This window comes from Pseudomonas sp. TH39(2020) (assembly GCF_016650715.1).
In the GTDB taxonomy this organism is placed as follows: Bacteria; Pseudomonadota; Gammaproteobacteria; order Pseudomonadales; family Pseudomonadaceae; genus Aquipseudomonas; species Aquipseudomonas mandelii_C.
Map to the genome: position 1 here is coordinate 123,230 of NZ_JAEKFF010000003.1, position 22,759 is coordinate 145,988.

The 22,759-nt window shown below is 60.3% G+C and carries 21 protein-coding genes; 13 read left to right on the forward strand and 8 right to left on the reverse strand.

The annotated features are described in order from the left end of the window. Nucleotides 1-108: 108 nt before the first annotated feature. The 3 genes from JFU47_RS03025 to JFU47_RS03035 all read left to right on the forward strand — a co-directional run bounded on the left by JFU47_RS03025 (nt 109) and on the right by JFU47_RS03035 (nt 4,800). The gene (locus JFU47_RS03025) at nt 109-591 is read left to right on the forward strand and encodes a MarR family winged helix-turn-helix transcriptional regulator (RefSeq protein ID WP_201180709.1); all 483 of its coding nucleotides are present in this window, start codon (nt 109-111) and stop codon (nt 589-591) included. 161 nt (nt 592-752) lie between these two features. Further along, complete coding sequence (locus JFU47_RS03030; protein ID WP_140678490.1) at nt 753-1,229, forward strand: (2Fe-2S)-binding protein; 477 nt, start codon at nt 753-755, stop codon at nt 1,227-1,229. Between the two features lie 16 nt (nt 1,230-1,245). Further along, nucleotides 1,246-4,800, forward strand: a complete 3,555-nt coding sequence (locus tag JFU47_RS03035; RefSeq protein ID WP_201180713.1) for a molybdopterin cofactor-binding domain-containing protein — start codon at nt 1,246-1,248, stop codon at nt 4,798-4,800. A gap of 95 nt (nt 4,801-4,895) precedes the next feature. On the opposite strand, the gene JFU47_RS03040 is transcribed toward JFU47_RS03035, so the two are convergent. The 3 genes from JFU47_RS03040 to JFU47_RS03050 all read right to left on the reverse strand — a co-directional run bounded on the left by JFU47_RS03040 (nt 4,896) and on the right by JFU47_RS03050 (nt 8,118). Continuing rightward, on the reverse strand, nt 4,896-5,552 hold the full coding sequence (locus tag JFU47_RS03040) for a TetR/AcrR family transcriptional regulator (RefSeq protein ID WP_201180714.1): 657 nt from the start codon (nt 5,550-5,552) through the stop codon (nt 4,896-4,898). 53 nt (nt 5,553-5,605) lie between these two features. Next, nucleotides 5,606-7,054 (reverse strand): nucleobase:cation symporter-2 family protein, encoded by a 1,449-nt coding sequence (locus JFU47_RS03045; protein WP_201180715.1) that lies wholly within the window; start codon nt 7,052-7,054, stop codon nt 5,606-5,608. Nucleotides 7,055-7,224: 170 nt separating this feature from the next. After that, a complete protein-coding gene (locus tag JFU47_RS03050) occupies nt 7,225-8,118 on the reverse strand; it encodes a LysR family transcriptional regulator (RefSeq protein WP_140678498.1) in 894 nt (297 codons plus the stop codon). Between the two features lie 102 nt (nt 8,119-8,220). On the opposite strand from JFU47_RS03050, the gene JFU47_RS03055 reads away from it, so the two are divergent. Further along, nucleotides 8,221-9,312, forward strand: coding sequence for a polyamine ABC transporter substrate-binding protein (locus JFU47_RS03055; protein ID WP_201180716.1), 1,092 nt, complete (start codon nt 8,221-8,223; stop codon nt 9,310-9,312). 13 nt (nt 9,313-9,325) lie between these two features. Beyond that, nucleotides 9,326-10,285 (forward strand): agmatinase, encoded by a 960-nt coding sequence (speB, locus tag JFU47_RS03060; protein ID WP_140678502.1) that lies wholly within the window; start codon nt 9,326-9,328, stop codon nt 10,283-10,285. A 115-nt stretch (nt 10,286-10,400) separates the two neighbouring features. Here speB and JFU47_RS03065 read toward each other — a convergent pair whose 3' ends face one another. Continuing rightward, complete coding sequence (locus JFU47_RS03065; RefSeq protein ID WP_201180718.1) at nt 10,401-11,453, reverse strand: aldo/keto reductase; 1,053 nt, start codon at nt 11,451-11,453, stop codon at nt 10,401-10,403. Between the two features lie 204 nt (nt 11,454-11,657). Between JFU47_RS03065 and JFU47_RS03070 the strand changes: the two genes are divergently transcribed. From JFU47_RS03070 to JFU47_RS03090, 5 genes are all read left to right on the forward strand, one after another. Next, nucleotides 11,658-12,374, forward strand: a complete 717-nt coding sequence (locus JFU47_RS03070; protein ID WP_201180719.1) for an HTH domain-containing protein — start codon at nt 11,658-11,660, stop codon at nt 12,372-12,374. Between the two features lie 52 nt (nt 12,375-12,426). Next, nucleotides 12,427-12,768, forward strand: coding sequence for a nuclear transport factor 2 family protein (locus tag JFU47_RS03075; protein WP_140678508.1), 342 nt, complete (start codon nt 12,427-12,429; stop codon nt 12,766-12,768). 26 nt (nt 12,769-12,794) lie between these two features. After that, nucleotides 12,795-13,913 carry a cell division protein ZapE gene (gene zapE / locus JFU47_RS03080; RefSeq protein ID WP_201180720.1) on the forward strand — a complete coding sequence of 373 codons (1,119 nt, stop codon included), beginning with the start codon at nt 12,795-12,797 and terminating at the stop codon, nt 13,911-13,913. A gap of 16 nt (nt 13,914-13,929) precedes the next feature. Continuing rightward, entirely contained in the window at nt 13,930-14,511 is a 582-nt protein-coding gene (locus JFU47_RS03085; RefSeq protein WP_123364996.1) for a DinB family protein, read from the forward strand. A 115-nt stretch (nt 14,512-14,626) separates the two neighbouring features. Beyond that, entirely contained in the window at nt 14,627-15,118 is a 492-nt protein-coding gene (locus JFU47_RS03090) for a GNAT family N-acetyltransferase (RefSeq protein ID WP_201180722.1), read from the forward strand. A gap of 48 nt (nt 15,119-15,166) precedes the next feature. Here the strand turns inward: JFU47_RS03090 and JFU47_RS03095 are convergent, their stop codons facing one another. Next, nucleotides 15,167-15,373 carry a hypothetical protein gene (locus JFU47_RS03095; RefSeq protein ID WP_201180723.1) on the reverse strand — a complete coding sequence of 69 codons (207 nt, stop codon included), beginning with the start codon at nt 15,371-15,373 and terminating at the stop codon, nt 15,167-15,169. A 400-nt stretch (nt 15,374-15,773) separates the two neighbouring features. Beyond that, nucleotides 15,774-15,956: a DUF6026 family protein gene (locus JFU47_RS03100; protein ID WP_008149922.1), complete on the reverse strand. Its 183-nt coding sequence runs from the start codon at nt 15,954-15,956 to the stop codon at nt 15,774-15,776. 271 nt (nt 15,957-16,227) lie between these two features. On the opposite strand from JFU47_RS03100, the gene gnd reads away from it, so the two are divergent. Genes gnd through JFU47_RS03115 form a run of 3 tightly spaced genes read left to right on the forward strand, consistent with a single transcriptional unit; the run spans nt 16,228 to nt 19,546 of the window. After that, a complete protein-coding gene (gene gnd / locus JFU47_RS03105) occupies nt 16,228-17,208 on the forward strand; it encodes a phosphogluconate dehydrogenase (NAD(+)-dependent, decarboxylating) (RefSeq protein WP_201180731.1) in 981 nt (326 codons plus the stop codon). Then, nucleotides 17,205-18,728, forward strand: a complete 1,524-nt coding sequence (gene zwf / locus JFU47_RS03110) for a glucose-6-phosphate dehydrogenase (protein ID WP_201180736.1) — start codon at nt 17,205-17,207, stop codon at nt 18,726-18,728. Before gnd ends, zwf begins: the two co-directional genes overlap by 4 nt. Then, nucleotides 18,725-19,546 (forward strand): HAD family hydrolase, encoded by an 822-nt coding sequence (locus JFU47_RS03115; protein WP_201180737.1) that lies wholly within the window; start codon nt 18,725-18,727, stop codon nt 19,544-19,546. Before zwf ends, JFU47_RS03115 begins: the two co-directional genes overlap by 4 nt. A 117-nt stretch (nt 19,547-19,663) precedes the next feature. Here JFU47_RS03115 and nhaB read toward each other — a convergent pair whose 3' ends face one another. Then, entirely contained in the window at nt 19,664-21,166 is a 1,503-nt protein-coding gene (nhaB, locus tag JFU47_RS03120; RefSeq protein WP_201180748.1) for a sodium/proton antiporter NhaB, read from the reverse strand. A gap of 78 nt (nt 21,167-21,244) precedes the next feature. Beyond that, nucleotides 21,245-22,534 (reverse strand): hypothetical protein, encoded by a 1,290-nt coding sequence (locus JFU47_RS03125; RefSeq protein WP_201180750.1) that lies wholly within the window; start codon nt 22,532-22,534, stop codon nt 21,245-21,247. Nucleotides 22,535-22,759 lie beyond the last annotated feature (225 nt).

Sequence of the window (22,759 nt, forward strand, 5' to 3'; positions counted from 1 at the left end):
AGGCTCGCTCCCACAGGGGATCGCATAACCCTTGTGGCAGCGAGCCTGCTCGCGAAGGCGTGTGTCCGGCCAACGTCACTCTTGAGTCCGCCTCCCAACCTGTCCATCATGCCTTCCCACTACACATCGTCTTTCGAGTCTGCCGTGCCTGAAACCCCTGATTCCTCCTACGTTTTCTCCGAGCAAGTCGGGCATTTGCTGCGCAAGGCCTATCAACGGCACATGGCGATTTTTCAGCAGAACGTCGGCGACTCCCAGCTCACCGCGGTGCAGTTCGTCACCCTGTGCGCCGTGCGTGATCACGGCCCCAGTTCGTTGACTGAACTGGTCAAAGCCACCGCCGTGGACCAGGCAACCATTCGCGGCATCGTCGAGCGACTCAAGGCCCGGGAACTGATCACCCTCGAACCCGACCCGCAGGACCGACGAAAAGTCATTGTCGGCCTGTCCGAAGCCGGCGATCAACTGGTGCAGCAAACCGTGCCCTGTGCCGGGAAAATCACTGAGCTGACCATGAGCAACCTCAACCCGGCAGAGCAGGTTGCCGTGCTGTTTTTGCTGCGCAAAATGATCGACGACCCACAGGACTGATCACTGGTTCAAGTCTCTGGCATCGTTTTTGCTCTCTTTTCATGTAGTAACCACTTCACCACTCGAGTGTGTCGCGACGCCACAAACTGATATTGGCCCGCGACCTTTTCTTCGACCTTTTGGTGTAGTGGATACTTCATCAACTGAAGCGGGCGAAGCGAATGACAAGCCAGGAAATCACGGTTGCGCTTGAGGTCAACGGCCACACCACCACCGTCACCGCGATGGCGGACACGCCGTTATTGCTGATCCTGCGCAATGACCTGCAACTCAACGGCCCCAAGTACGGTTGCGGCCTGGGCGAGTGCGGCGCGTGCACGGTGATCATCGATGGCGTGGCGGCTCGCTCCTGCGTGTTTCCGCTGGCCGGCGCCGTGGACCGGCAGATCGTCACCCTCGAAGGGCTCGGTAACCGAGCCGATCCGCACCCGGTGCAACAAGCCTTTATCGATGAGCAGGCGGCGCAATGCGGCTACTGCCTCAATGGCATGATCATGACCGCCAAGGCCTTGCTCGACCGCATCCCGCACCCTAGCGAAACCCAGATCCGCAACGAACTCTCGGCCAACCTCTGCCGTTGCGGCACCCATATCGAAATCCTCCGCGCGGTGCTGCGTGCCGCCCGTCAAACGCCTTGAACGTGGATCGATGACCATGACTGACGCAATCCCCACCCGCGACCAATGGCTGGCCAAGACCGGCGTTCTGCTGATCGTCGACGACATCCTGCCGCCATCAGGCCCTGTGGCCAAGGGCGGTACGCCGCTGATCAAACCCAGGGAGCTTGGGTTGTTCATCGCCATCAGCGACGACGGGCGCGTGTATGCCTTCAACGGGCATGTCGACCTTGGCACCGGCATCCGAACCTCGTTGGCGCAGATCGTCGCCGAAGAACTGGACCTGCAACTGGAGCAGGTGCGCATGGTGCTGGGCGACACCGAGCGTGTGCCCAATCAGGGCGCGACCATCGCCAGCGCCACCCTGCAGATTTCCGCAATCCCGCTGCGCAACGCCGCTGCCGAGGCCCGGCGGTTTCTGCTGGAACGGGCGGCAGAACGCTGGTCGGTGGAGGCGGGCAGCCTGAAGGTCGAGGCTGGGATAATTGTCGCGGCGGACGGACGCACCACGGCCTACGCCGATCTGGTCCGGGGTGACCACGTTGAACTGCGCATCTCCGGCAGCGCACCCCTCAAACCCGCCGAGGATTATCGGCTGGTCGGCAAGGGCGCCGCGCGTGTGGATATTCCGGCCAAAGCCACTGGTGAACTGACTTACGTCCACGACATGCGGGTGCCGGACATGCTCCACGGCCGGGTGATTCGCCCACCTTATGCCGGGCTCGATTGCGGCGACTTCGTCGGCAACAGCCTGCTGGAAGTCGATGAATCCTCCATCGCCCATATCGCCGGAATCGTCGCGGTGGTGGTGATCCGTGATTTCGTCGGCGTCGTGGCCCTGCGCGAAGAACAGGCGATCAAAGCGGCCCAGGCACTCAAAATCAGCTGGAAAGCCTGGAACCATGCGCTGCCGGACATGAGCGATGTCGAACAGGCGATCCGCGACAACCCGAGAGTGCAGCGGGTCGTCCTAGACCAGGGCAACGTCGATGACGCCTTGGCCGGGGCCCATCAACGCATGCCGCGCACGTATCTGTGGCCGTATCAGATGCACGGCTCCATCGGCCCGTCTTGCGGGTTGGCGGACTATCAGCCGTCGGGCTCCCGCGTGTGGTCCGGTAGCCAGAATCCGCATTTGCTGCGAGCGGATCTCGCCTGGCTGCTGGAGTGCGCGGAAGAATCGATCGAGATTATTCGCATGGAAGCGTCGGGCTGTTATGGGCGTAACTGTGCCGACGATGTCTGCGCTGATGCCTTGCTGTTGTCCCGCGCCGTAGGCAAACCGGTGCGGGTGCAATTGACTCGCGAGCAGGAGCACCTGTGGGAACCCAAGGGCACCGCGCAACTGATGGATGTCGATGGTGGCTTGAACGCCGATGGCAGCGTCGCCGCTTATGATTTCCAGACCAGCTACCCATCGAACGGCGCGCCGACCCTGGCCTTGCTGTTGACCGGACGGGTCGAGCCGGTAGCGGCGATGTTCGAGATGGGCGATCGCACGTCGATCCCGCCTTATGACTTCGAGCACATGCGCGTCACCATCAATGACATGGCGCCGATTGTCCGCGCTTCGTGGATGCGCGGGGTGTCGGCGCTGCCCAACACCTTCGCCCACGAGTCGTACATCGATGAACTGGCGTTCGCGGCGGGCGTGGATCCGGTGGAGTATCGACTGCGCTATCTGCGCGATGAGCGCGCCATTGACCTGGTGAAATCCACCGCCGAGCGCGCCGCCTGGACCCCGCGTACCGCGCCGATGCAAACCCCGAACGACGATCAGTTCCTGCGCGGTCGTGGCTTTGCCTACGCGCGCTACATCCACAGCAAGTTCCCCGGTTTCGGTGCGGCGTGGGCCGCGTGGGTGGCGGACGTGGCGGTGGATCGCCAGACCGGTGATGTGTCGGTCACGCGGGTGGTGATCGGTCATGACTCGGGGATGATGATCAACCCGGCGGGCGTACAGCATCAGATCCACGGCAATGTCATTCAATCCACCAGTCGGGTGCTCAAGGAACGGGTGACTTTCGAGGAATCCACCGTCGCCAGCAAGGAGTGGGGCGGTTATCCGATCCTGACCTTCCCTGAAGTGCCGCAGATCGACGTCATGATGATGCCGCGTCAGGACCAACCGCCCATGGGCGCCGGTGAGTCCGCCTCGGTGCCGAGTGCGGCGGCGATTGCCAACGCCATTTACGACGCCACCGGGATTCGTTTTCGCGAACTGCCGATTACCCCGGAGCGGGTGCTGGCGGCGCTGAATGCCGGCACTTGTGACGAGCCACCGAAGTCGCCGGCCAAACGCTCGAAGTGGCTGTTCGGTTCGCTGTTTGCCGCGTTCGGCGCGGTGCTGGGTATGGCCGCGACGGCGTGGCCATTTCACGGTGAAATCGCGCCGATTGCCCCGCCAAGTGCTGGCACCTGGTCGGCAGCAACCCTGGAGCGCGGACGGTTGCTGGCGGCGGTCGGCGATTGCGCGGTTTGCCACACTGCGCCCGGCGGCGCGACCAATGCCGGAGGCCTGGCGATGCAGACGCCGTTTGGCACGCTCTACAGCAGCAACATCACACCGGATGTGAAGACCGGCATCGGCAACTGGTCGTACCCGGCGTTCGAACGGGCGATGCGCGATGGCATCGGTCGCGACGGGCGCAATCTGTACCCGGCGTTTCCCTACACCGCGTTTCGCAATATCAACGATGCCGACATGCAGGCGCTGTATGCGTACCTGATGTCGCAAGCGCCGGTCAGCCAACCGGCGACAGCCAACGACATGCGTTTTCCTTTCAATCTGCGGCCGTTGATGGCCGGGTGGAATGCGTTGTTTCTGCGTAAAGGTGAAATCAGCGTGCAGCCAGAACGTAGCGAGCAATGGAATCGCGGCGCCTACCTGGTCAACGGTCTGGGGCACTGCGCCGCCTGCCATTCGCCACGCAATTTGATGGGAGCGGAGAAGGGCGGAGTATCGTTCCTGGCTGGCGGCACGGTCGATGGCTGGGAAGCGCCGGCGCTGAACGGTTTGTCGAAAGCGCCAACGCCGTGGACGGAGAATCAGCTGTTCGACTATCTCAGCACCGGCTATTCCGATGCCCATGGCGTGGCGACCGGGCCCATGGGGCCGGTGGTCAGTGAACTGGCGAAATTGCCCAGGACGGATATCCGGGCGATGGCGGTGTACCTGACGTCACTCAACGGCGCGCAGACTGAAGCGCAAGTGGTGGAGAAAGCCACCCGGCCGTCGCCGGTCGCGAGCCTGTCATTGAGCAACGGTCAGCGGGTGTTCGAAGGTTCGTGCAAGGCCTGTCACGCGGATGGCCTGGGGCCGAAACTGTTTGGCGTGAGTCCGTCTCTGGCGAGCAATACCAATGTGCACAGCGACCAACCGGACAACCTGATCAAGGTCATCCTGCAAGGTATCGATACTCCGGCCACCAAGGACCTGGGCTACATGCCCGGTTTCAAGGACAGCTTGTCCAATACGCAGGTGGCGGAACTGGCGGCGTACTTGCGTCATCGGTTTGCTTCAAATGCGTCGGGTTGGGAAGGGTTGGAACAGAAGGTTGCGCATCTGCGGGCGAATCCGGGCACCCATTAAAAGCTTTGTCGGATCGCCGCCCGGAGCCGGCTCGCTCCCACAGGTTCAGCGCAACCCTTGTGGGAGCGAGCCTGCTCGCGAAGAGGCCGGCGCGGTCACCGCTGATCCTGCTCCGGCAACCGCATCACTCCCCGCACCACCAGATCCTTGATAAACCCCAACCAATCCTGCTGCTGACCCTTGTCCGCCAGATCCTCTCCCAGGAAGGAACTGAGGGTGTGCCGGTTGGAGTTATAGAAGTAGCAAAGCGAGGCGATCATCAGATACACATGCTTGATGTCCAGATCCTGACGAAACAATCCCTGCACCTGACCCGCCTCAATGATTGGCCGCAACACACCGACCGCTTCTCCCGACAACCTGCGTAATTCGCTGGACTGTTGGGCGTGCTTGCCGTTGTGCAGGTTTTCGTTGCTGAGGATGGCGACGAATTCCGGGTGCTCGACGTAGTAGTTCCAGACGAACGCCACCAGATCCTGCAGGGCCACCAGTGGCGTACTCAGGTCCAGCTTGAGCTGGCTTTCGGCTTTATTGAATTGCTCGTAGGTGTGTTCCAGCACGCAGATGAACAACTGCTCTTTGCTGCCGAAGTAGTAATAGAGCATGCGGTCGTTGGAATCGGCCTCGCGGGAAATGCTCTCCACCCGTCCCCCGGAGTAGCCGTCGCGGGTGAACACCTTCACGGCCGCTTCGAGAATCCGGGTTCGGGTTTGAAGGGCCTGAGCGGCCCGGATGCCGGTTTTCTTGTTCAACGTGCGATCAACCTTCTACCAAGCGGAGTCGCAACGAATGTAGCACGGTCCCTTCAGCGGTTCAGGCTGGCGGCTGTTTCAGTGGCCGGCGGATTTTCCATGACCCGAAGGATCGAGGCTTCGGGATCGAAGTCATCTTCTTCCAGTTCAATGAACTCTTCGGGCAGGAAGATATTCAGCACGATTGCGCACAACGCGCCGACGGTGATCGGCGATTCGAAAATGTTGTGCAGCGCCTTCGGCAACTCGCGCAACACTTCCGGAACCGCCGCGACACCCAGGCCCATGCCGAGGGAAATCGACACGATCAGCATGTTGCGCCGGTGCAGGCCGGCTTCGGCGAGGATCTTGATCCCGGCGACGGCGACGGTGCCGAACATCACCAGTTCAGCCCCGCCGAGTACCGGTTTGGGCATCAGTTGCAGCACTGCGCCGATCATCGGGAACAGCCCCAGTACCACCAACAAACCGGCAATGAAGAACGCCACGTAGCGGCTGGCCACACCAGTGAGCTGAATCACGCCGTTGTTCTGGGCGAAGGTCACCATCGGCATGCTGTTGAACACGGCGGCCATGGCCGAGTTGAGGCCGTCGGCGAGCAGGCCGGACTTGATCCGGCGGATGTAGATCGGGCCTTTGACCGGCTGCCGGGAAATCATCGAGTTGGCGGTCAAGTCACCGGCGGCTTCCAGCGGCGACACCAGGAAAATCACCGCCACCGGCACAAACGCCACCCAGTCGAAGTTAAAGCCGTACTTGAACGGCACCGGCACGCTCATCAGCGGTACGTCGGGCAGGCTGGCGAAATTGACGTCACCCATCAGCCAGGCCACGACGTAACCGAGGGTCAGGCCGATGACGATCGCACCGAGGCGCAGGAACGGCACATCGACCCGGTTCAACACCACAATCGTTCCGAGCACCAGGGCCGCCAGGGCCAGATGACTGGCCGCGCCGAGGTCCGCCGCACCGAAGCCGCCGGCGATGTCGGTCATGGCGACTTTGATCAGGGACAGGCCCATCAGCGTGATGATCGTGCCGGTCACCACCGGGGTGATCAGCATCCGCAATTTACCGATGAACCGGCTCAACACCACTTCGATGAAGGCGGCGAAAAAGCACACACCGAAGATCGTCGAGAGGATCTCATCGGTGCCGCCACCCCGGGCCTTGACCATGAAACCGGCACTGAGGATCACGCTGATAAATGAGAAGCTGGTGCCTTGCAGACACAGCAGGCCGGAGCCGATCGGGCCGAAACGTCGCGCCTGAACAAACGTGCCCAGCCCCGAGACGAACAGCGCCATGCTGATCAGGTAGGGCACTTCGCTTTGCAGGCCGAGAGCGCCGCCCATGATCAGGGTCGGGGTGATGATGCCGACGAAACTGGCGAGCACGTGTTGCAGGGCGGCGAAGACGGTGGCGGTCAGATGCGGGCGATCGTCGAGGCCGTAAATCAGGTCGTTATTGCGCGGGGCAGGGGCTTTTTCAGAGGCGGTCATGGTGGTGTGCATGCCAGAAGGCGGGCCGGGTCAAAAATGGAGGCGCAGGATGCCAGAACGGTCGGGCCACGGCAAAAAAACGATCGAAGCAAGATCAAAAGATCGCAGCCTTCGGCAGCTCCTACGCCAATCTCATGTAGGAGCTGCCGAAGGCTGCGATCTTTTGATCTTCAGGCGAACGCCGCCAACAAATCCTCTTCAAAGGCCTTTTGCGCATCCCCCGGTACCAGGGCGCGATGGCGGGCCAAATGAAACGCCACGTCGAAACTCATATCTCCACGGCGCACGGCCCGCAGTAATCCTTTGTCTACCCAGCTGCGGGCAAAGTGGCTGGGCAGATAACCGACATGCTTACCGGAAAGAATGAAGGCGAGGGTGCCTTCGACTTGCTCCGAGCGCGCCGAACACATCTTCCCCTGGAAGGGCTCGTCGCTGCGCAGGAAACGGTAAGGGTGATCGACCCGATCACAAGCCTGTAGCGCTAGATCATCAGGCGCATCGTCGGTGAACAGCGGATGTCCGGGGGCGCAATACAGGTGCTGGGTTTCGGTAAACAGTTCGCGGTAGTCAAAAGCGCTTTGCACTTGTGAGAAATAGCCGATCGCCAGGTCCAGGCGTTGTTGCAGCAGCAACCGTTCCATTTCGCCGGGCATGGCGCTGATCAATTCGATACGTACCGATTCGTCCCGTTCACGAAAGCGCCGGATCGCATCGGCCACCCGTTGCAACACGGATTGATCGAGCGCTTCGGACAGCCCCAGACGAACCTCGCCGATCAAGCGCCCGGCCACACCATTGGATTGATGACGGAACGCTTCGATCGACTCGAACAGGCTGCGAGTCGCACTCAGCAGTTGTTCACCCTTGGGCGTGATCTTGAAACCACCCTTACCGCGACTGCACAGCCGATAACCGAGCCGGGTTTCCAGTTTGGCCATTTGCTGGCTGATGCTCGACTGGCTCAAGCCCAACTCCCCTTGAGCCGCGCTGAAGCCGCCGCACTCCACCACGTTGACGAACAGGCGCAGCAGTTGCAGATCGAGATCGTGGAGTTGGCTGAGCATCAAACATTACTCCTGGATAAAGTCAGGATAACTAACTTGGTATTTTTCCAATGTATCCGACGGCGCATTCTGCATCCACTTCATCTGGTCAGGTGTTCCGTCATGGCTCCCATGTTCAAGCTGTGTTTCCCCGCGCTGTTCCTCGCCATGGCCGTATCGGCCCAAGCCGAGGAAAAAGTCCTGAATCTCTACAGTTGGTCCGATTACGTAGCGCCTGAAACCTTGCAGCGGTTCGAGCAGGAAACCGGCATCCACGTGCGTTATGACACGTTCGATTCCTCGGAGGTGCTCGAAACCAAGTTGCTCACCGGTGGCAGCGGTTATGACGTGGTCGTGCCGTCGTCCAGTGTGCTGGCCCGCGGACTGGCAGCCGGAGCGTTGAAAGAGATTCCCCACGAAGGCCTCAAGGGATACGCCAACCTCGATCCGGATTTGCTGGAAAAACTCGCCGCCGTCGACCCCGGCAACCGTTATGGCGTGCCCTACACCTGGGGCACCTTGGGTTTGGGGATGAATGTCGAAGCCGTGAAACAGCGTTTGCCGGACGTGCCGCTCAACAGCCTGGACCTGCTGTTTAAACCGGAGTACGCCAGCAAACTGAAAGATTGCGGCATCGCCATTCTCGATTCGCCCCAGGAAGTAGTCGGCCTGGCGCTGCATTACCTGGGTAAAAATCCTTACAGCACCGACAAGGCTGATCTGTCAGCTGCCGAGGCGTTGTTGCATCAGCTGCAACCCAATGTGCTGTACGTCGCGACCGGTCGGCAGATCAGCGATCTGGCCAACGGCAGCGTATGCCTGGCGTTGACTTACAACGGCGACGCCAGCATGGCGGCCGATCAGGCGCGCAAGGCCAATAAACCGTTCGAAGTGGCGTACCGGATTCCGAAAGAGGGCACGCTGGTCTGGCAGGACAACCTGGCAATCCCCAAGGACGCCCCACACCCCGAAGCGGCCCGCGCCTTTATCGAGTTCATGTTGCGCCCGGATTCCGTCGCGGCGCTGACCAACACCCTGTTCTTTGCCACAGCCAACCAGGCAGCAACGCCGCTGGTGGATGAGGCGGTTCGCACCGACCCGGACATTTACCCACCCGCCGACGTTCGCGGTCTGCTGTACGCCGACCGCAGCATGAGCCTCAAGGACCTGCGTCAACGCACTCGCTTGTGGACCACTTTCCGTAGCCGCCAATAATAAGGAACCTGAGATGGACGTCCCGATGCAAAACGATCAGGCCATGACCCGCGACAGCCTCTATGGCACTGCCGCCGAAAGTACCTACGCCGGTATCACCAGTTTCATGCGTCGTCGCTACAGTCGCGACTTGCGCGGCGTCGACGTAGCGGTCAGCGGTGTCCCGTTCGACACCGCCACCAGCAACCGCCCCGGTGCGCGTTTCGGACCGCGCGGCATTCGTGCCGCGTCCACCGGAATTGCCTGGGAACGTCACTGGCCGTGGACGTTCGACCCGTTCGACCATCTGGCGGTCATCGACTACGGCGATTGCGACTTCGATTACGGCACTCCGCAGTCGGTGCCGGAAAGCATCGAAGCCCATGCCGAACACATTCTCAACGCCGGTAGCGCGATGCTCACGTTCGGCGGGGATCACTTCATCACGTATCCGCTGCTCAAAGCCCATGCGCGTAAACATGGTCCGCTGTCGTTGATCCACTTCGACGCCCACAGCGACACCTGGCCGGACGAAGACGGCAAGCGCGTCGATCACGGCACGATGTTCTGGCACGCGGCCAAGGAAGGGTTGGTGGATCCGTCGCGTTCGGTGCAGATCGGTTTGCGCACCACCAATGACGATCACCAGGGCTTTCAAGTGCTGGATGCGCGGCAAGTGCATCGACGTGGTGTTGATGCGATTGTCGAGGCCATTCGCGCGCGGGTCGGTGATAACCCGGTGTACCTGACGTTCGACATTGATTGCCTCGATCCGGCCTTCGCTCCAGGCACCGGGACGCCGGTGTGCGGCGGCTTGAGCACGGTGCAGGCGCTGGAAATCCTGGGTGGCTTGCGCGGGATTAATCTAGTGGGGATGGACGTTGTGGAAGTGGCGCCGGCCTACGACAGTGCGGACATTACCTCACTGGCGGCGGCGACGTTGGCGATGGAAATGCTTTGTTTGTATGCGGCTAAACATAAGGTCGACCGGTAATACACAAAACAAAATGTGGGAGCGAGCTTGCTCGCGATGGGGCCGGCACATGCAACAGATGTGTTGAATGAAAGGCCGCTATCGCGAGCAAGCTCGCTCCCACATTTGAACTGTGTCAGGCCACTGGGATGATCGGCAGGTCTAGAGTTTCAGCTCCAGTAAATCGCGCCGTCGACCCGGCAATGGATTCATGGGGCACGCCCATCGCCACAGCGCTGACACCCTCAAGCCGCGACACCTGTTCCGCACTCAATTGCACAGTCAACGCACCCAAGGTCGCATCCAATTGTTCACGGGTCCGAGAGCCGAGAATCGGAATCAGTGCCGTGGTCGAACGTTTGGCTTTTTCCCGCAGCCAGGCAATGGCCACGTGCGTCGGGCTGGCGCCCAGTTCTGCGGCGACGGCCAGCAAGGTGTCGAGCAGGGCGGTTTCACGGGCACTTTTCTCAGCGTGGATCAGCATGCCGAGTTTGGCGGCGCGGTTGTCGCCATCGTTGGTGCGGTACTTGCCGGTGAGGAACCCGCCACCCAACGGTGACCACAATGTCGCGGCCAGGCCCAAGGCTTCGGCCATCGGCAGCTGTTCACGTTCGGCGGTGCGTTCGGCGAGGCTGTATTCCACCTGAATCGCAGCAATCGGCGAAAAACCGCGAACCTCGGCCAGCAGGTCGGCCCGAGCGATACGCCACGCCGGGAAGTTCGACAGCCCGGCGTAATGAATCTTGCCGGCGCGCACCAGGTCGTCGAAACCGCGCAGGATTTCTTCCATCGGTGTCACGCCATCGCTCATGTGGGCCCAGAACAGGTCGATGTGGTCGGTGTTGAGTCGTTTCAGGCTTTCTTCCACGGCGCGAACCATGTTCTTGCGGTTGTTGCCGGTGTGGGAAATGCCCGCAGCCGGCGTGGTCCCCAGGGTGTATTTGGTGGCGATGACCAGGCGATCCCGTTCCGCTGCGATGAACTCGCCGAGCATGGCTTCCGACTGGCCGGCCTGATAGCCGTTGGCGGTGTCGATGAAATTGCCGCCGGCCTCCAGGTAGCCATCAAAAATGCGTTTGGCTTCGTCGCGCTCGGCGCCATGGCCCCAACCGGTGCCGAAGTTACCGGCGCCCAGCGCCAGTTCCGAGACCCGCAAGCCGGTTTTGCGACCGAAGACTTTGTAATGCATGGGATGACTCCTGAAGGGAAAGACGTTGGGGTCGAATATAAATGTCTATCGACATGTATTTAATATGATGCCGGTAATATCTGGCGTCAAGGTACTTCTCCATTCGCAAAAAAAGGGCCGACCACCGGCCACAACGCTACTGCCACTTTCTGACAGGGTCCTCTGCTAAGCTCCGACAACTTTTACGGACAGAGCCTGCCGATCGTGTCGCGTACCACTCGTTTACTGACCTTGTTGCAAGTGCTGCGCGGCAAAAGTCGTCCGGTGACCGCGGCGACGCTTGCCGGCGAATTGGGGATTTCCGAGCGCACGCTGTACCGCGACATCGCCGAACTCACCGCCCTTGGAGCGCCAATCTACGGCGAAGCAGGGATCGGTTACGTGCTGCGCAGCGGTTTGTTTCTGCCGCCGTTGATGCTCAACGCCGATGAAACCGAAGCCATCGTGCTGGGTTTACGCTATGTGGATCAGCGCGGGGATGAGGTGTTGAGCAAGGCTGCGGCGGATGCGCTGGCCAAGATTGCGGCGGTATTGGCGCCTGAAGCGCTGGACGCGTTACGCAACCCGACGGTGTTGCCGGGACCGCCCGGCTATGGCTTTGCGCCCAATGCGGTGCCACTGAATGTGTTTCGCCAGGCCATCCGCGATCAGATCAAGCTGCACATCGATTATGCGGACGTCCATCAGGTGCCGAGTCAACGGCTGATCTGGCCGCTGGCCCTGGGGTTTCTGAACGAGGTGCGAATCATCGTCGCCTGGTGTGAATTGCGCAGCGCCTATCGCACCTTTCGCACTGACCGGATCTCGGCAGCGAACGAGCAGGGCGAGCGTTATCCGGGGCGGCGCAGCGACCTGCTGCGCACTTGGCGCAAGCAGATGCAACTGGACGAAGCAGGGCGCTTCACTCCTGACAAGAACTGACACAGGCTTGTTTTAGCATGGCTCCAGAATCAACAAACAAGGAGCCGTAACCATGTCCAATCCCACCTCTTCACTGGCACCCGCCATCGCCGCCTACATTGCTGCCGCCAACGCCCGCGACACCTCGCGGGTCGCCAGTTTTTTCGCTGAGGATGCCAATGTGTTCGATGAAGGCCAGCACCAGGTCGGCACTCACGCCATCGCGCAATGGATGCAAGACACTGCCCAGCGTTACCAGCCACGGGTTGAAGTACTCGACGTCCAACTACGCACCGGCAAAGTGCTGGTGCATAACCTGATCTCCGGAACGTTTCCCGGCAGCCCGCTGGAATTGCGTTACATGTTTCGCCTGAATGAACAGGGCAAGATTGCCCGGCTAGACATCTCTCTCTAACCAGACCGCGTGGCATACTGCCGCGCATGAATGTCGACTCCCCCTTAAGCGCCTGGCAACAGGCCATCGAACAGAAGGGCTTCGTCCAGGACGAAGCCCAGGAACATGCCGTGTGGGCGCTGCAGAAATGCTATGAAGCGCTGCATGAAGGGCGCACGCCGATCACTGGCGTGTACCTCTGGGGCCCGGTCGGGCGCGGCAAGACCTGGTTGATGGACCAGTTTTACCAAAGCCTGAAGGTCCCGGCCCGTCGCCAACATTTCCACCACTTTATGGGCTGGGTGCATCAGCGTTCGTTTCAACTGACCGGCACCGCCGACCCGTTGAAGGCGCTGGCTCGCGAACTGAGCGAGGAAGTGCGGGTCCTGTGCTTTGACGAATTGTTCGTCAACGACATTGGCGACGCGATCATTCTCGGGCGTTTGTTTCAGGTGATGTTCGAGCAGGGCGTGGTGGTGGTCTGCACCTCCAATCAGCCACCGGACCAGCTGTACGCCGATGGCTTCAACCGCGACCGGTTCGTGCCGGCCATCGAAGCCATCAAGAAACATATGCAGGTGATTGCGGTGGATGGCGGCGAAGATCATCGCCTGCACCCCGGCAAAGGTTTGCAACGTTACTGGGTGTCGGCACCGGGGCAACCCAGCGCTCTGGGTGAAGTGTTCAAGGCACTGACCGTCGGCCAATCGGTGTCCAGTGACCCGGTCAAGGTGGGCTACCGCTCACTCAATGTCGTGCAGGCCAGTCCAACCGTACTCTGGACTCGTTACGCCGACCTCTGTGAACAGCCGTTTGCCGCCATGGATTTCATCGCCCTGTGCGACACCTTCAGCGCTATTCTGTTGAGTGACGTGCCCAACCTCAGCGCGCAAAAGCGCGAAGGGCGCATTGCCCGAGGCACTGAAGATGGCGTCGAGCGGGTGGTGGCGGGCGATCGCGAGTTGCCACAATTGTCGGTGCATGACGACGGTGTAAGGCGTTTCATCGCCCTGGTGGACGAGTGCTACGACCGCAAGGTGCCGCTGTGCCTCGAAGCGCAGGTGCCCATGGAATCGTTGTACACCGAGGGTTATCTGGAGTTTCCGTTCCGCCGCACCCTCAGCCGTTTACAGGAAATGCAGCTGCAACGTTTCGCCGAAGCTTGAACAAGGAGCCGCGAACATGAATCAGCCTCTGTCGCACCATTTGCTGACCATGGCCTATCAGAACGCCTGGGCCAATCATCGCCTCGCCAAGGCCTGGAGCCAGTTGAGCCCGGCCGAGCTGGCGGCACCGCGGGTCAGCTTCTTTCCCAGTCTGCGCGCTACCCTCAATCACATCCTGACCTGCGACTGGTTTTACCTGGATGCGCTGGAGCGGGAGTTGCGCGGCGATGACCCGCATCCCGAATGCTATGTGTTTTTCAACCAGGACGAGCCGTTTACGCACGCAGTAGACCTCAAGCGCGAACAAGCCCTGGTGGACCTTCGACTGATCGCCTACTGCGAGCAAATGCGCGACGCCGACCTCGGCAAGATAGTGACCATCGCCCGGGACACGCCGCAACATGACAGCCGCTTGCGCCTGCTGTCCCATCTGTTCGAGCACCAGATTCATCATCGCGGACAGGTTCACGCCATGCTCAGCGGCACCTCGGTCAAACCGCCGCAACTGGACGAGTTTTTCTGTGCTGGTGAGTCAGGCTTGAGGGTTGAGGATTTTGCCGAGCTGGGGTGGACCGAGGCGCTGATCTGGGGCGCTTGAGCGAAAAATTACAGCAGGGTCGGGTTGTCGACACGGCTGTGCCCGCGATATTGTCGGTCGGCTTTTCAGTGCGAGATGCGTGCTGGGGTAAATTAATGTGCGAACGAGGGTGGAAATGGAATCCCCAGAAATTCTTGTGCTTCAGGCCAGCTACACCAACCCGGTGCATGCCGAGGCGATTGGGCTGGTGCTGAATGCTTACGCCGAAGACCCGATGGGTGGCGGCCACTCGTTGCCCGCCGATTTGTTGAAGCAACTGCCGGCGGAGCTGGCCAAACGTCCCCACGCGTTCAGCGTTCTGGCGTTTGTCGGTGGCGAGCCGGCCGGGTTGGTCAATTGCTTTGAAGGTTTCTCGACCTTCGCCTGTCGACCGCTGGTCAACGTGCACGATGTGGCGGTGGTGAAGAAGTTTCGCGGCTTGGGGGTGAGCCAGAAGATGCTGCAAAAGGTCGAGGACATCGCCCGCCAGCGCGGCTGCTGCAAAATCACGCTGGAGGTGCTGGAAGGTAATGCAGTCGCCCAGGCTTCCTATGGCAAGTTCGGTTTTGCCGCAGGCATGTTCGACCCGGCGCACGGTCGGATGTTGTTCTGGACCAAGGCGCTTTAAGGTATTACGAGCAAAGAAAAAGGGCGTCCATCAGGACGCCCTTTGTCGTTACGGTTTGTAGTGCTCTGTCACTTGCGCGGTTTGATCATCCGGAACCCTGAGTTCATTGCTCTGGGTAACCTGGCCCAGGGCCTGTTGTTGACTGAACCGCAGGCTCTCAAAGTAGTACCGCATGCGTTCAGCGCCACCTTCGGCAAATGCAGCGGTTGAACTGAACATCATCAGGCCGGCGAGGATCATGGTTGTACGTTTCATGGTGTGCCCCACTACGAGTTGTCGGGTCCTTTCGTCCATGAAGCAATGTCGAAGGGACATTATCCGCCGATTCCGTCAAATGGGAATTACCTGCGCCTGGAGCTTCCAGTCCAGGCTCAGGGTCATTGTCCGCAGGCCCCTGAAAGGATTACTTCTGAACGACTGTCGGGGCGCCTGGCACCGCCTTGGGTTTCATCAGGCTGAAGTCGATCAATGCCTTTTGCTCGCGCTCAAAAGGGTTGCCGATCATCAATGGCCGTGACTAGAAACTGCCACTTACCAGAATGCACGACGATCAGCTCGCGCGGCGCCGCGTCGGCCAAGGGGGGAGTTGTTGGGTTTGTAAAGGGGGGCAGCGGGTCGGAAGCAGCAGCGGGCTGCTCCCGAATCAAGCGAGGGATCAGGCGTGAGGCACACGGTGAGTGACGGGCAAAGGCTGGGCCTGATTGCTTTGTGTCAACAAGCGCAATTGCGCGAGCTCCTGCTTCAACTGGTCGCGCTCGTCTTTCAACTGGCGTAATTCATCACGACGGATCGTGACGTAAAGGGTTTGTGCTGGCCGTGCTGCTTGTACTGTGCCCATTGCTCACCTCGCAAATGGCTGCCTCAACTGTAAACCTGCCCCGGAATCGGGTGCTGACTTACTATCGGCGCTGATTTTGATTTCTTTTGCCCCGGAAGGGAACTTTTTTATTTTTCATGGTCGTTGTGTCTTCGGTGCGATTACTGACGCTATCAATCTTGATCGGGCACAATGCCCGGAAACTATGTGCCCCAACGCTGGACTAAGTCGAATGAGTCGCGTTGGGCTATAACCTTTGACACACATTATTTGTAGTAGGGAGCATCAGCACATGCAACTCGGGATTATTGGACTGGGCCGCATGGGCGGCAATATTGCGCGGCGCCTGATGCTTAACGGTCATTCCACCGTTGTTTACGACCGCAATACCGCCTTTGTCGACACCCTGGCCGCAGAAGGCGCCTCTGGCGTCATCGACCTGCCGGCGCTGGTCGCTGGCCTGGCCAAACCACGTGCGGTGTGGGTCATGCTGCCGGCTGGCGCACCGACCGAAGACACCATCGACACCCTGAGCACCTTGCTCGAAGCTGGCGATACCATCATCGACGGCGGCAACACCTTCTATAAGGACGACATCCGCCGGGCGAAAACCCTCTCGGAAAAAGGCCTGCACTACGTCGACGTCGGCACCTCCGGCGGCGTCTGGGGCCTGGAGCGGGGCTACTGCATGATGATCGGTGGCGAAGCCGAAGTGGTTAAACGCCTTGATCCGCTGTTCGAGAGCCTTGCACCGGGCCTGGGCGACATCCCTCGCACCAAGGACCGCAAGTCCGAAGACGATCGTGCCGAGCGCGGTTACATCCACGCAGGCCCGGCCGGTTCGGGCCATTTCGTGAAAATGATCCACAACGGCATCGAATACGGAATGATGCAGGCCTTCGCCGAAGGCTTCGACATCCTCAAGACCAAGGCCAGCACCAACCTGCCGGAAGACCAGCGTTTCGACCTGAACGTAGGCGACATCGCCGAAGTCTGGCGTCGTGGCAGCGTCGTGTCGTCCTGGTTGCTCGACCTGACCGCCGACGCGCTGGCCAGCGATCCGAAGCTCGACGGTTACTCGGGCTCGGTGGCTGACAGCGGTGAAGGTCGCTGGACCATCGAAGCCGCCATGGAGCAATCGGTGCCTGTACCGGTGCTGTCGAACTCGCTGTTCTCCCGCTACCGTTCGCGCGGCCAAGGCACCTTTGGCGACAAGATTCTCTCGGCCCAGCGCTTCGGCTTCGGCGGCCATGTGGAGACTGCGAAAAAATGACCCGCTTGATCCGCAATAAATCCAAGGCAGAACCCGCACCACCGACCACGCTGTTTCTATTCGGTGCCCATGGTGATCTGGTCAAGCGTCTGCTGATGCCTGCGCTGTACAACCTGAGCCGTGACGGTCTGCTTGGGGATGGACTGCGGATCATCGGCGTTGACCACAACGCCATCACTGATGAAGCCTTTGCGAAAAAACTCGAAGACTTCATTCGCGCCGAAGTGGCCGCCAAGGTCGGCAAGGGCGATCAAGCCCTTGACCCGGACTTGTGGGCCAAGTTGGCCAAAGGCATCAGCTACGTCCAGGGCGACTTCCTGGACGACAGCACCTATCAAGCGCTGGCGGCGAAAATCGCCGCCAGCGGTACTGGCAACGCCGTCTTCTACCTGGCCACCGCGCCACGTTTCTTCAGCGAAGTGGTGCGTCGTCTCGGCGCCGCCGGCTTGCTGCAAGAGTCGCCAGAAGCGTTCAGAAGGGTAGTGATCGAAAAACCCTTCGGTTCCGATTTGCCAACTGCCGAATCCTTGAACGCTTGTTTGCTCAAGGTGATGACGGAAAACCAGATCTACCGGATCGATCACTATCTGGGCAAGGAAACCGTGCAGAACATTTTGATCAGCCGGTTTTCCAACAGCCTGTTCGAAGCGTTCTGGAACAACCACTACATCGACCACGTACAAATCACCGCCGCCGAAACCGTCGGCGTGGAAACCCGTGGCAGTTTTTATGAACACACTGGCGCCTTGCGGGACATGGTGCCCAATCACCTGTTCCAATTGCTGGCAATGGTCGCGATGGAGCCGCCGGCCGCCTTTGGCGCCGATGCGGTACGCGGCGAGAAAGCCAAGGTGGTCGGTGCGATTCGCCCCTGGTCGGTCGAGGAAGCGCTGGCCAATTCGGTGCGCGGCCAATACACGCCCGGCGAAATCGACGGCAAGCCATTGCCGGGTTATCGCCAGGAAAACAACGTGGCGCCCGACAGCAATACCGAAACCTATGTCGCGCTGAAGGTCATGATCGACAACTGGCGCTGGGTCGGCGTGCCGTTTTACTTGCGCACCGGCAAGCGCATGAGCGTGCGCGACACCGAGATTGTCATCTGCTTCAAACCGGCGCCGTATGCGCAGTTTCGCGATACCGAGGTCGATGAGTTGCAGCCGACCTATCTGCGAATCCAGATTCAACCCAACGAAGGCATGTGGTTCGACCTGCTGGCCAAACGGCCCGGGCCGGCCTTGAAAATGGCCAATATCGAACTGGGCTTTGCCTACAAGGATTTCTTTGAAATGCAGCCGTCCACCGGCTATGAAACCCTGATCTACGATTGCCTGACCGGCGATCAGACGCTGTTCCAGCGCGCCGACAATATCGAGAATGGCTGGCGCGCCGTGCAGCCATTCCTCGACGCCTGGCAGCAGGACTCGAGCGTGCAGAGCTATGCCGCTGGCGAAGACGGCCCGCAGGCTGCAGAAGATCTGCTGACTCGCGATGGTCGCGTCTGGCACGGTCTCGGATGAGTGATACAACGTCGCAACCCATCCGTTTTCTGCTCAGTGACATGGACGGCACCTTGTTGCTGCCCGATCACAGCCTCAGCCAACGCACCCTCTCCGCGGTCCGCTCCTTGCGCGAGGCGGGTGTGCTGTTCAGCCTGGCCACCGGCCGTCCACCCAAAGCCATGTTGCAGCAGATTGAAGCCCTGGGCGTCGACCTGCCAACGGCAGCCTTCAATGGCGGCACCATCGTCAATCCGGACGGCAGTTTGCTGGTCGCGCATTACTTGCCGGCGGCGGCTGCGCTGACGGCATTGGCGCTGTTTGCCGACCGTCCGGACATCGAAATCTGGGTGTTCAGTGGTGGCGACTGGTTGCTCAAAGATCCGAACGGCCCAATGGTGCCTCGTGAACAGCACGGCCTGGGTTATCCGCCAGTGGTGGTCGAGAGTTTTGAGCCGTACCTGGAACGCATCGACAAGATCGTCGCCACCAGCAACAACACGCAGTTGTTGATTGAGCTGGAAGCGCTCCTGCTGCCCAAAGTGGAAGGCCAGGCACAGGTCTCCCGTTCACAGCCGATTTATCTCGACGTGACCGCGATGCAAGCCAACAAGGGTGCAGCGCTGGCGACACTGGCTGAATTTCTCGGTGTGCCGCTGGAGCAGACCGCGGCGTTGGGCGATGGCGGCAACGACCCGGCGATGTTTCACCGCGCAGGCTTGTCGATCGCCATGGGGCAGTCGGAAGAGGCGGTGAAGCGCCAGGCGGACGTGGTGACGGGCGCCAATACCGAGGACGGTGCGGCCCAGGCAATCGAGCGCTACATCCTCCCTCGATAACCACACCACACCCAATGTGGGAGCGAGCCTGCTCGCGAAGGCGGTGTCATTCATCATCAATGTTGACTGACATGGCCTCTTCGCGAGCAGGCTCGCTCCCACATTTTTTGGTCGGTGTTACAACCAGTAGCTCACGGCATACCACCCCAGTACACCCATCACCACGGTGTACGGCAACGCCATCCACACCATCCGTCCGTACGACAGTCGAATCAGCGGTGCAATCGCCGAGGTCAGCAGGAACAGAAACGCAGCCTGACCATTGGGCGTCGCCACGCTCGGCAGGTTGGTGCCGGTATTGATCGCAATCGCCAGCGTCTCGAAATGCTCACGGCTCATGTGGCCGGAGATGAAGGCCTGTTTGACTTCGGTGATGTAAATGGTCGCGACGAACACGTTATCGCTGATGGCCGACAACAAGCCGTTGGCAATAAACAGCATGCCCGGCTGTTGATCCGCTGGCAGCGCCAGCACCCACTGGATCAATGGCGTGAACAGTTGCTGATCGTGAATCACTGCCACCACCGCGAAAAACACCACCAGCAGCGCTGTGAACGGCATGGCGTCCTTGAACGCGTTGCCGATACGGTGCTCGTCGGTGATGCCAGTGAATGCGGTGATCAGCACGATCACCATCAAGCCGATCAGGCCGACCTCAGCAATATGGAACGCCAACCCCGCAATCAGAATCAGCGCTGCCAATCCCTGCACGATGAGCGCTGCACGTTGGCGCGAGGTGCGTTCGGCATTGTCTTCTGTAGCGTAATTGGCCAGAACCGCACGCACGTTGTCCGGTAACAGCGTGCCGTAACCGAACCAGCGAAGTTTCTCCAGCAGGACGCAGGTCACCAGGCCGGCCACCAGAACCGGCAATGAAACCGGGGCGACTTTCAGAAAGAACTCAGAAAAGTGCCAGCCCATCTCGTGGCCGATCAGCAGGTTCTGCGGCTCACCGACCAATGTGCAAACACCGCCCAGTGCGGTACCCACGGCACCGTGCATCAGCAGACTGCGCAGAAAGGCGCGGAACTGTTCGAGGTCGGCGTGATGCAGTGTGGGCAGGTGCTGGTCATCGCCAAACGCGCTGTCCTGACGCGGATCGTTGCCGGAGGCGACGCGGTGATACACCGAGTAAAACCCGACGGCTGCACTGATGATCACGGCGGTCACGGTCAAGGCATCAAGAAACGCCGACAGAAACGCCGACAGGAAGCAGAACATCAACGCCAGCAGCGCCTTGGAGCGAACCCCGAGCAGCAGCCGTGAGAACAGAAACAGCAGCAGGTCTTTCATGAAGTAGATGCCGGCCACCATGAACATCAGCAGCAGGATCACCGGGAAGTTGTGCACCAGCTCGTCGTAGAGTGCCTGGGGCGTGGTCATCTTCAGCAACAGTGCTTCGATCAACAGCAGGCCGCCGGGCATTAACGGATAACACTTGAGCGCCATGGCCAGGGTGAAGATGAACTCCAGCACCAGCAGCCAGCCGGCCACCACCGGGCCTACGGTCCACAGCGTCAATGCGTTGAGAATCAGGAAACCGACAATGCTTGCCTTGTACCAGCGGGGTGAATGCCCGAGAAAATTGTGCGCGAACGCCTGAGCCATTGAACCGGGCATCGGCTACTCCTTGTATTAAGAAGCGCGCAACTTGCCGTAAGCGGAACGGAAGATCAAGTGTAGGAGAACTGTGCTGGCCTACCCCAGATAGCGTGTGACGATCGCTCGATAGTTGCCGTCCAGTGAATAGCCTCCGACGACAATGTTTCCATCGGCCTGCAGGACCACTGAAGTCGCGGTATCCAGGCTGCGGCCAAGGCGGGTGCGAACCCAGCCGGCGCCATTGCCGAAGCTGCGATCGAGTTGCCCGTCGGGTAGATACCGCGCCAGAATGAAATCCGCCTCGACGCCGCCGATCGTGGCTCCGACCGTCACCACGCTGCCGTCCGGCAGTGCCTTTGCGTCGCTCCACTGGCAGCCACTGTGACCGATTTCCAGCAATTGGGCCTGACCTCCATTGCAATGAATGTCCGGGCGGCCGTTGCTGTGTACTTTCAGTGCCAGGCAATGCATCGGGTCGCGGCTGCTGCCAAAGCACTGCACATCGCCATTTTCCTGTTGGACGATCTGGCTGACCTGAGCGCTATACCCCCGTGCCTTGAAGGTCATGAAACCATCGACGGCGAAACAATCGTCGAGCCTGCCGTCGCTGTGATAGCGGGCCAGCAAACCTTCTTCGGGGAAGTTGATCGACCCGCCCACCAGGATCCGACCGTCTCGTTGCACCATCAGGCTGCTGAGCCAGGTGTTCATCAGCAAGTGCCTGACAATCACGAAGCCACGGCCGTTAAAGGAATCGTCCAGCGAACCGTCGGTGTTAAGCCGTATCAGCATGCCGACATGATCGGCCAGTTCGAAGTGATGATTGGCCTGCAGCAGGATTCGGCCATCCTCCTGCACGCAGACATCACAGGCTTCTGCGCCCGGTACGCCGGGTGGTAGCCAGGTGTCACGCACGCCTTGGGAAAGATCGCCCGGCAGACGCACGACGCAGCGGCCATTGTCGCCAAAACATTGAACCGGTCGGCCATGCTGATCAAACAGGGCCAGGGCGGGCAGTGTCCGGTGAGCATTTTCGTAGTGCAGGCCAGCCACCAGAATGTGCCCATCGGGCAGTACGTGGACTTTACGGGCCATGGCCTCGAAGCCGTGTTCAAACTGCCCGATGACGCTGCCTTGATTACCGAACGCCAAATCTGCCGAGCCGTCCTCAAGCAACCGAGCGAGGCCAAAGCGGCTGCCGCCTGGTGTCCCGACCTTCGCCGCCACCAACAACCGGCCACGTGAATCAATCGCGACCCCGTTGGCCATGCTTGAGAGGCTGCCAGCGAAATACACCTGGGTTTTGCCAGACGAGGCAAAGGTTGTATCAAGTTTGCCGGCGTTGTTCAGGGTTGCCGGTAATGCAAACGCGGTCTGGATTGACATGCACGCAGCTCCTTGCGAGTCGTCCTGAACCGGGAGTTTGGGTGGCGACTGTATAAGGAAACATTCAATCCCTGAACGCCTGGATGCACAACTGTCATAACTAACAGGTGGAGGGTCGCTGTGTGCCAGAACAGTGTCTTTTCGAACCACTGACAAGCCTGCCAAGTAGTTAGGCGCGTACAAGTTCGAATAATAATCGGGGGAGGGCGCGGGTTACCGTTTGGT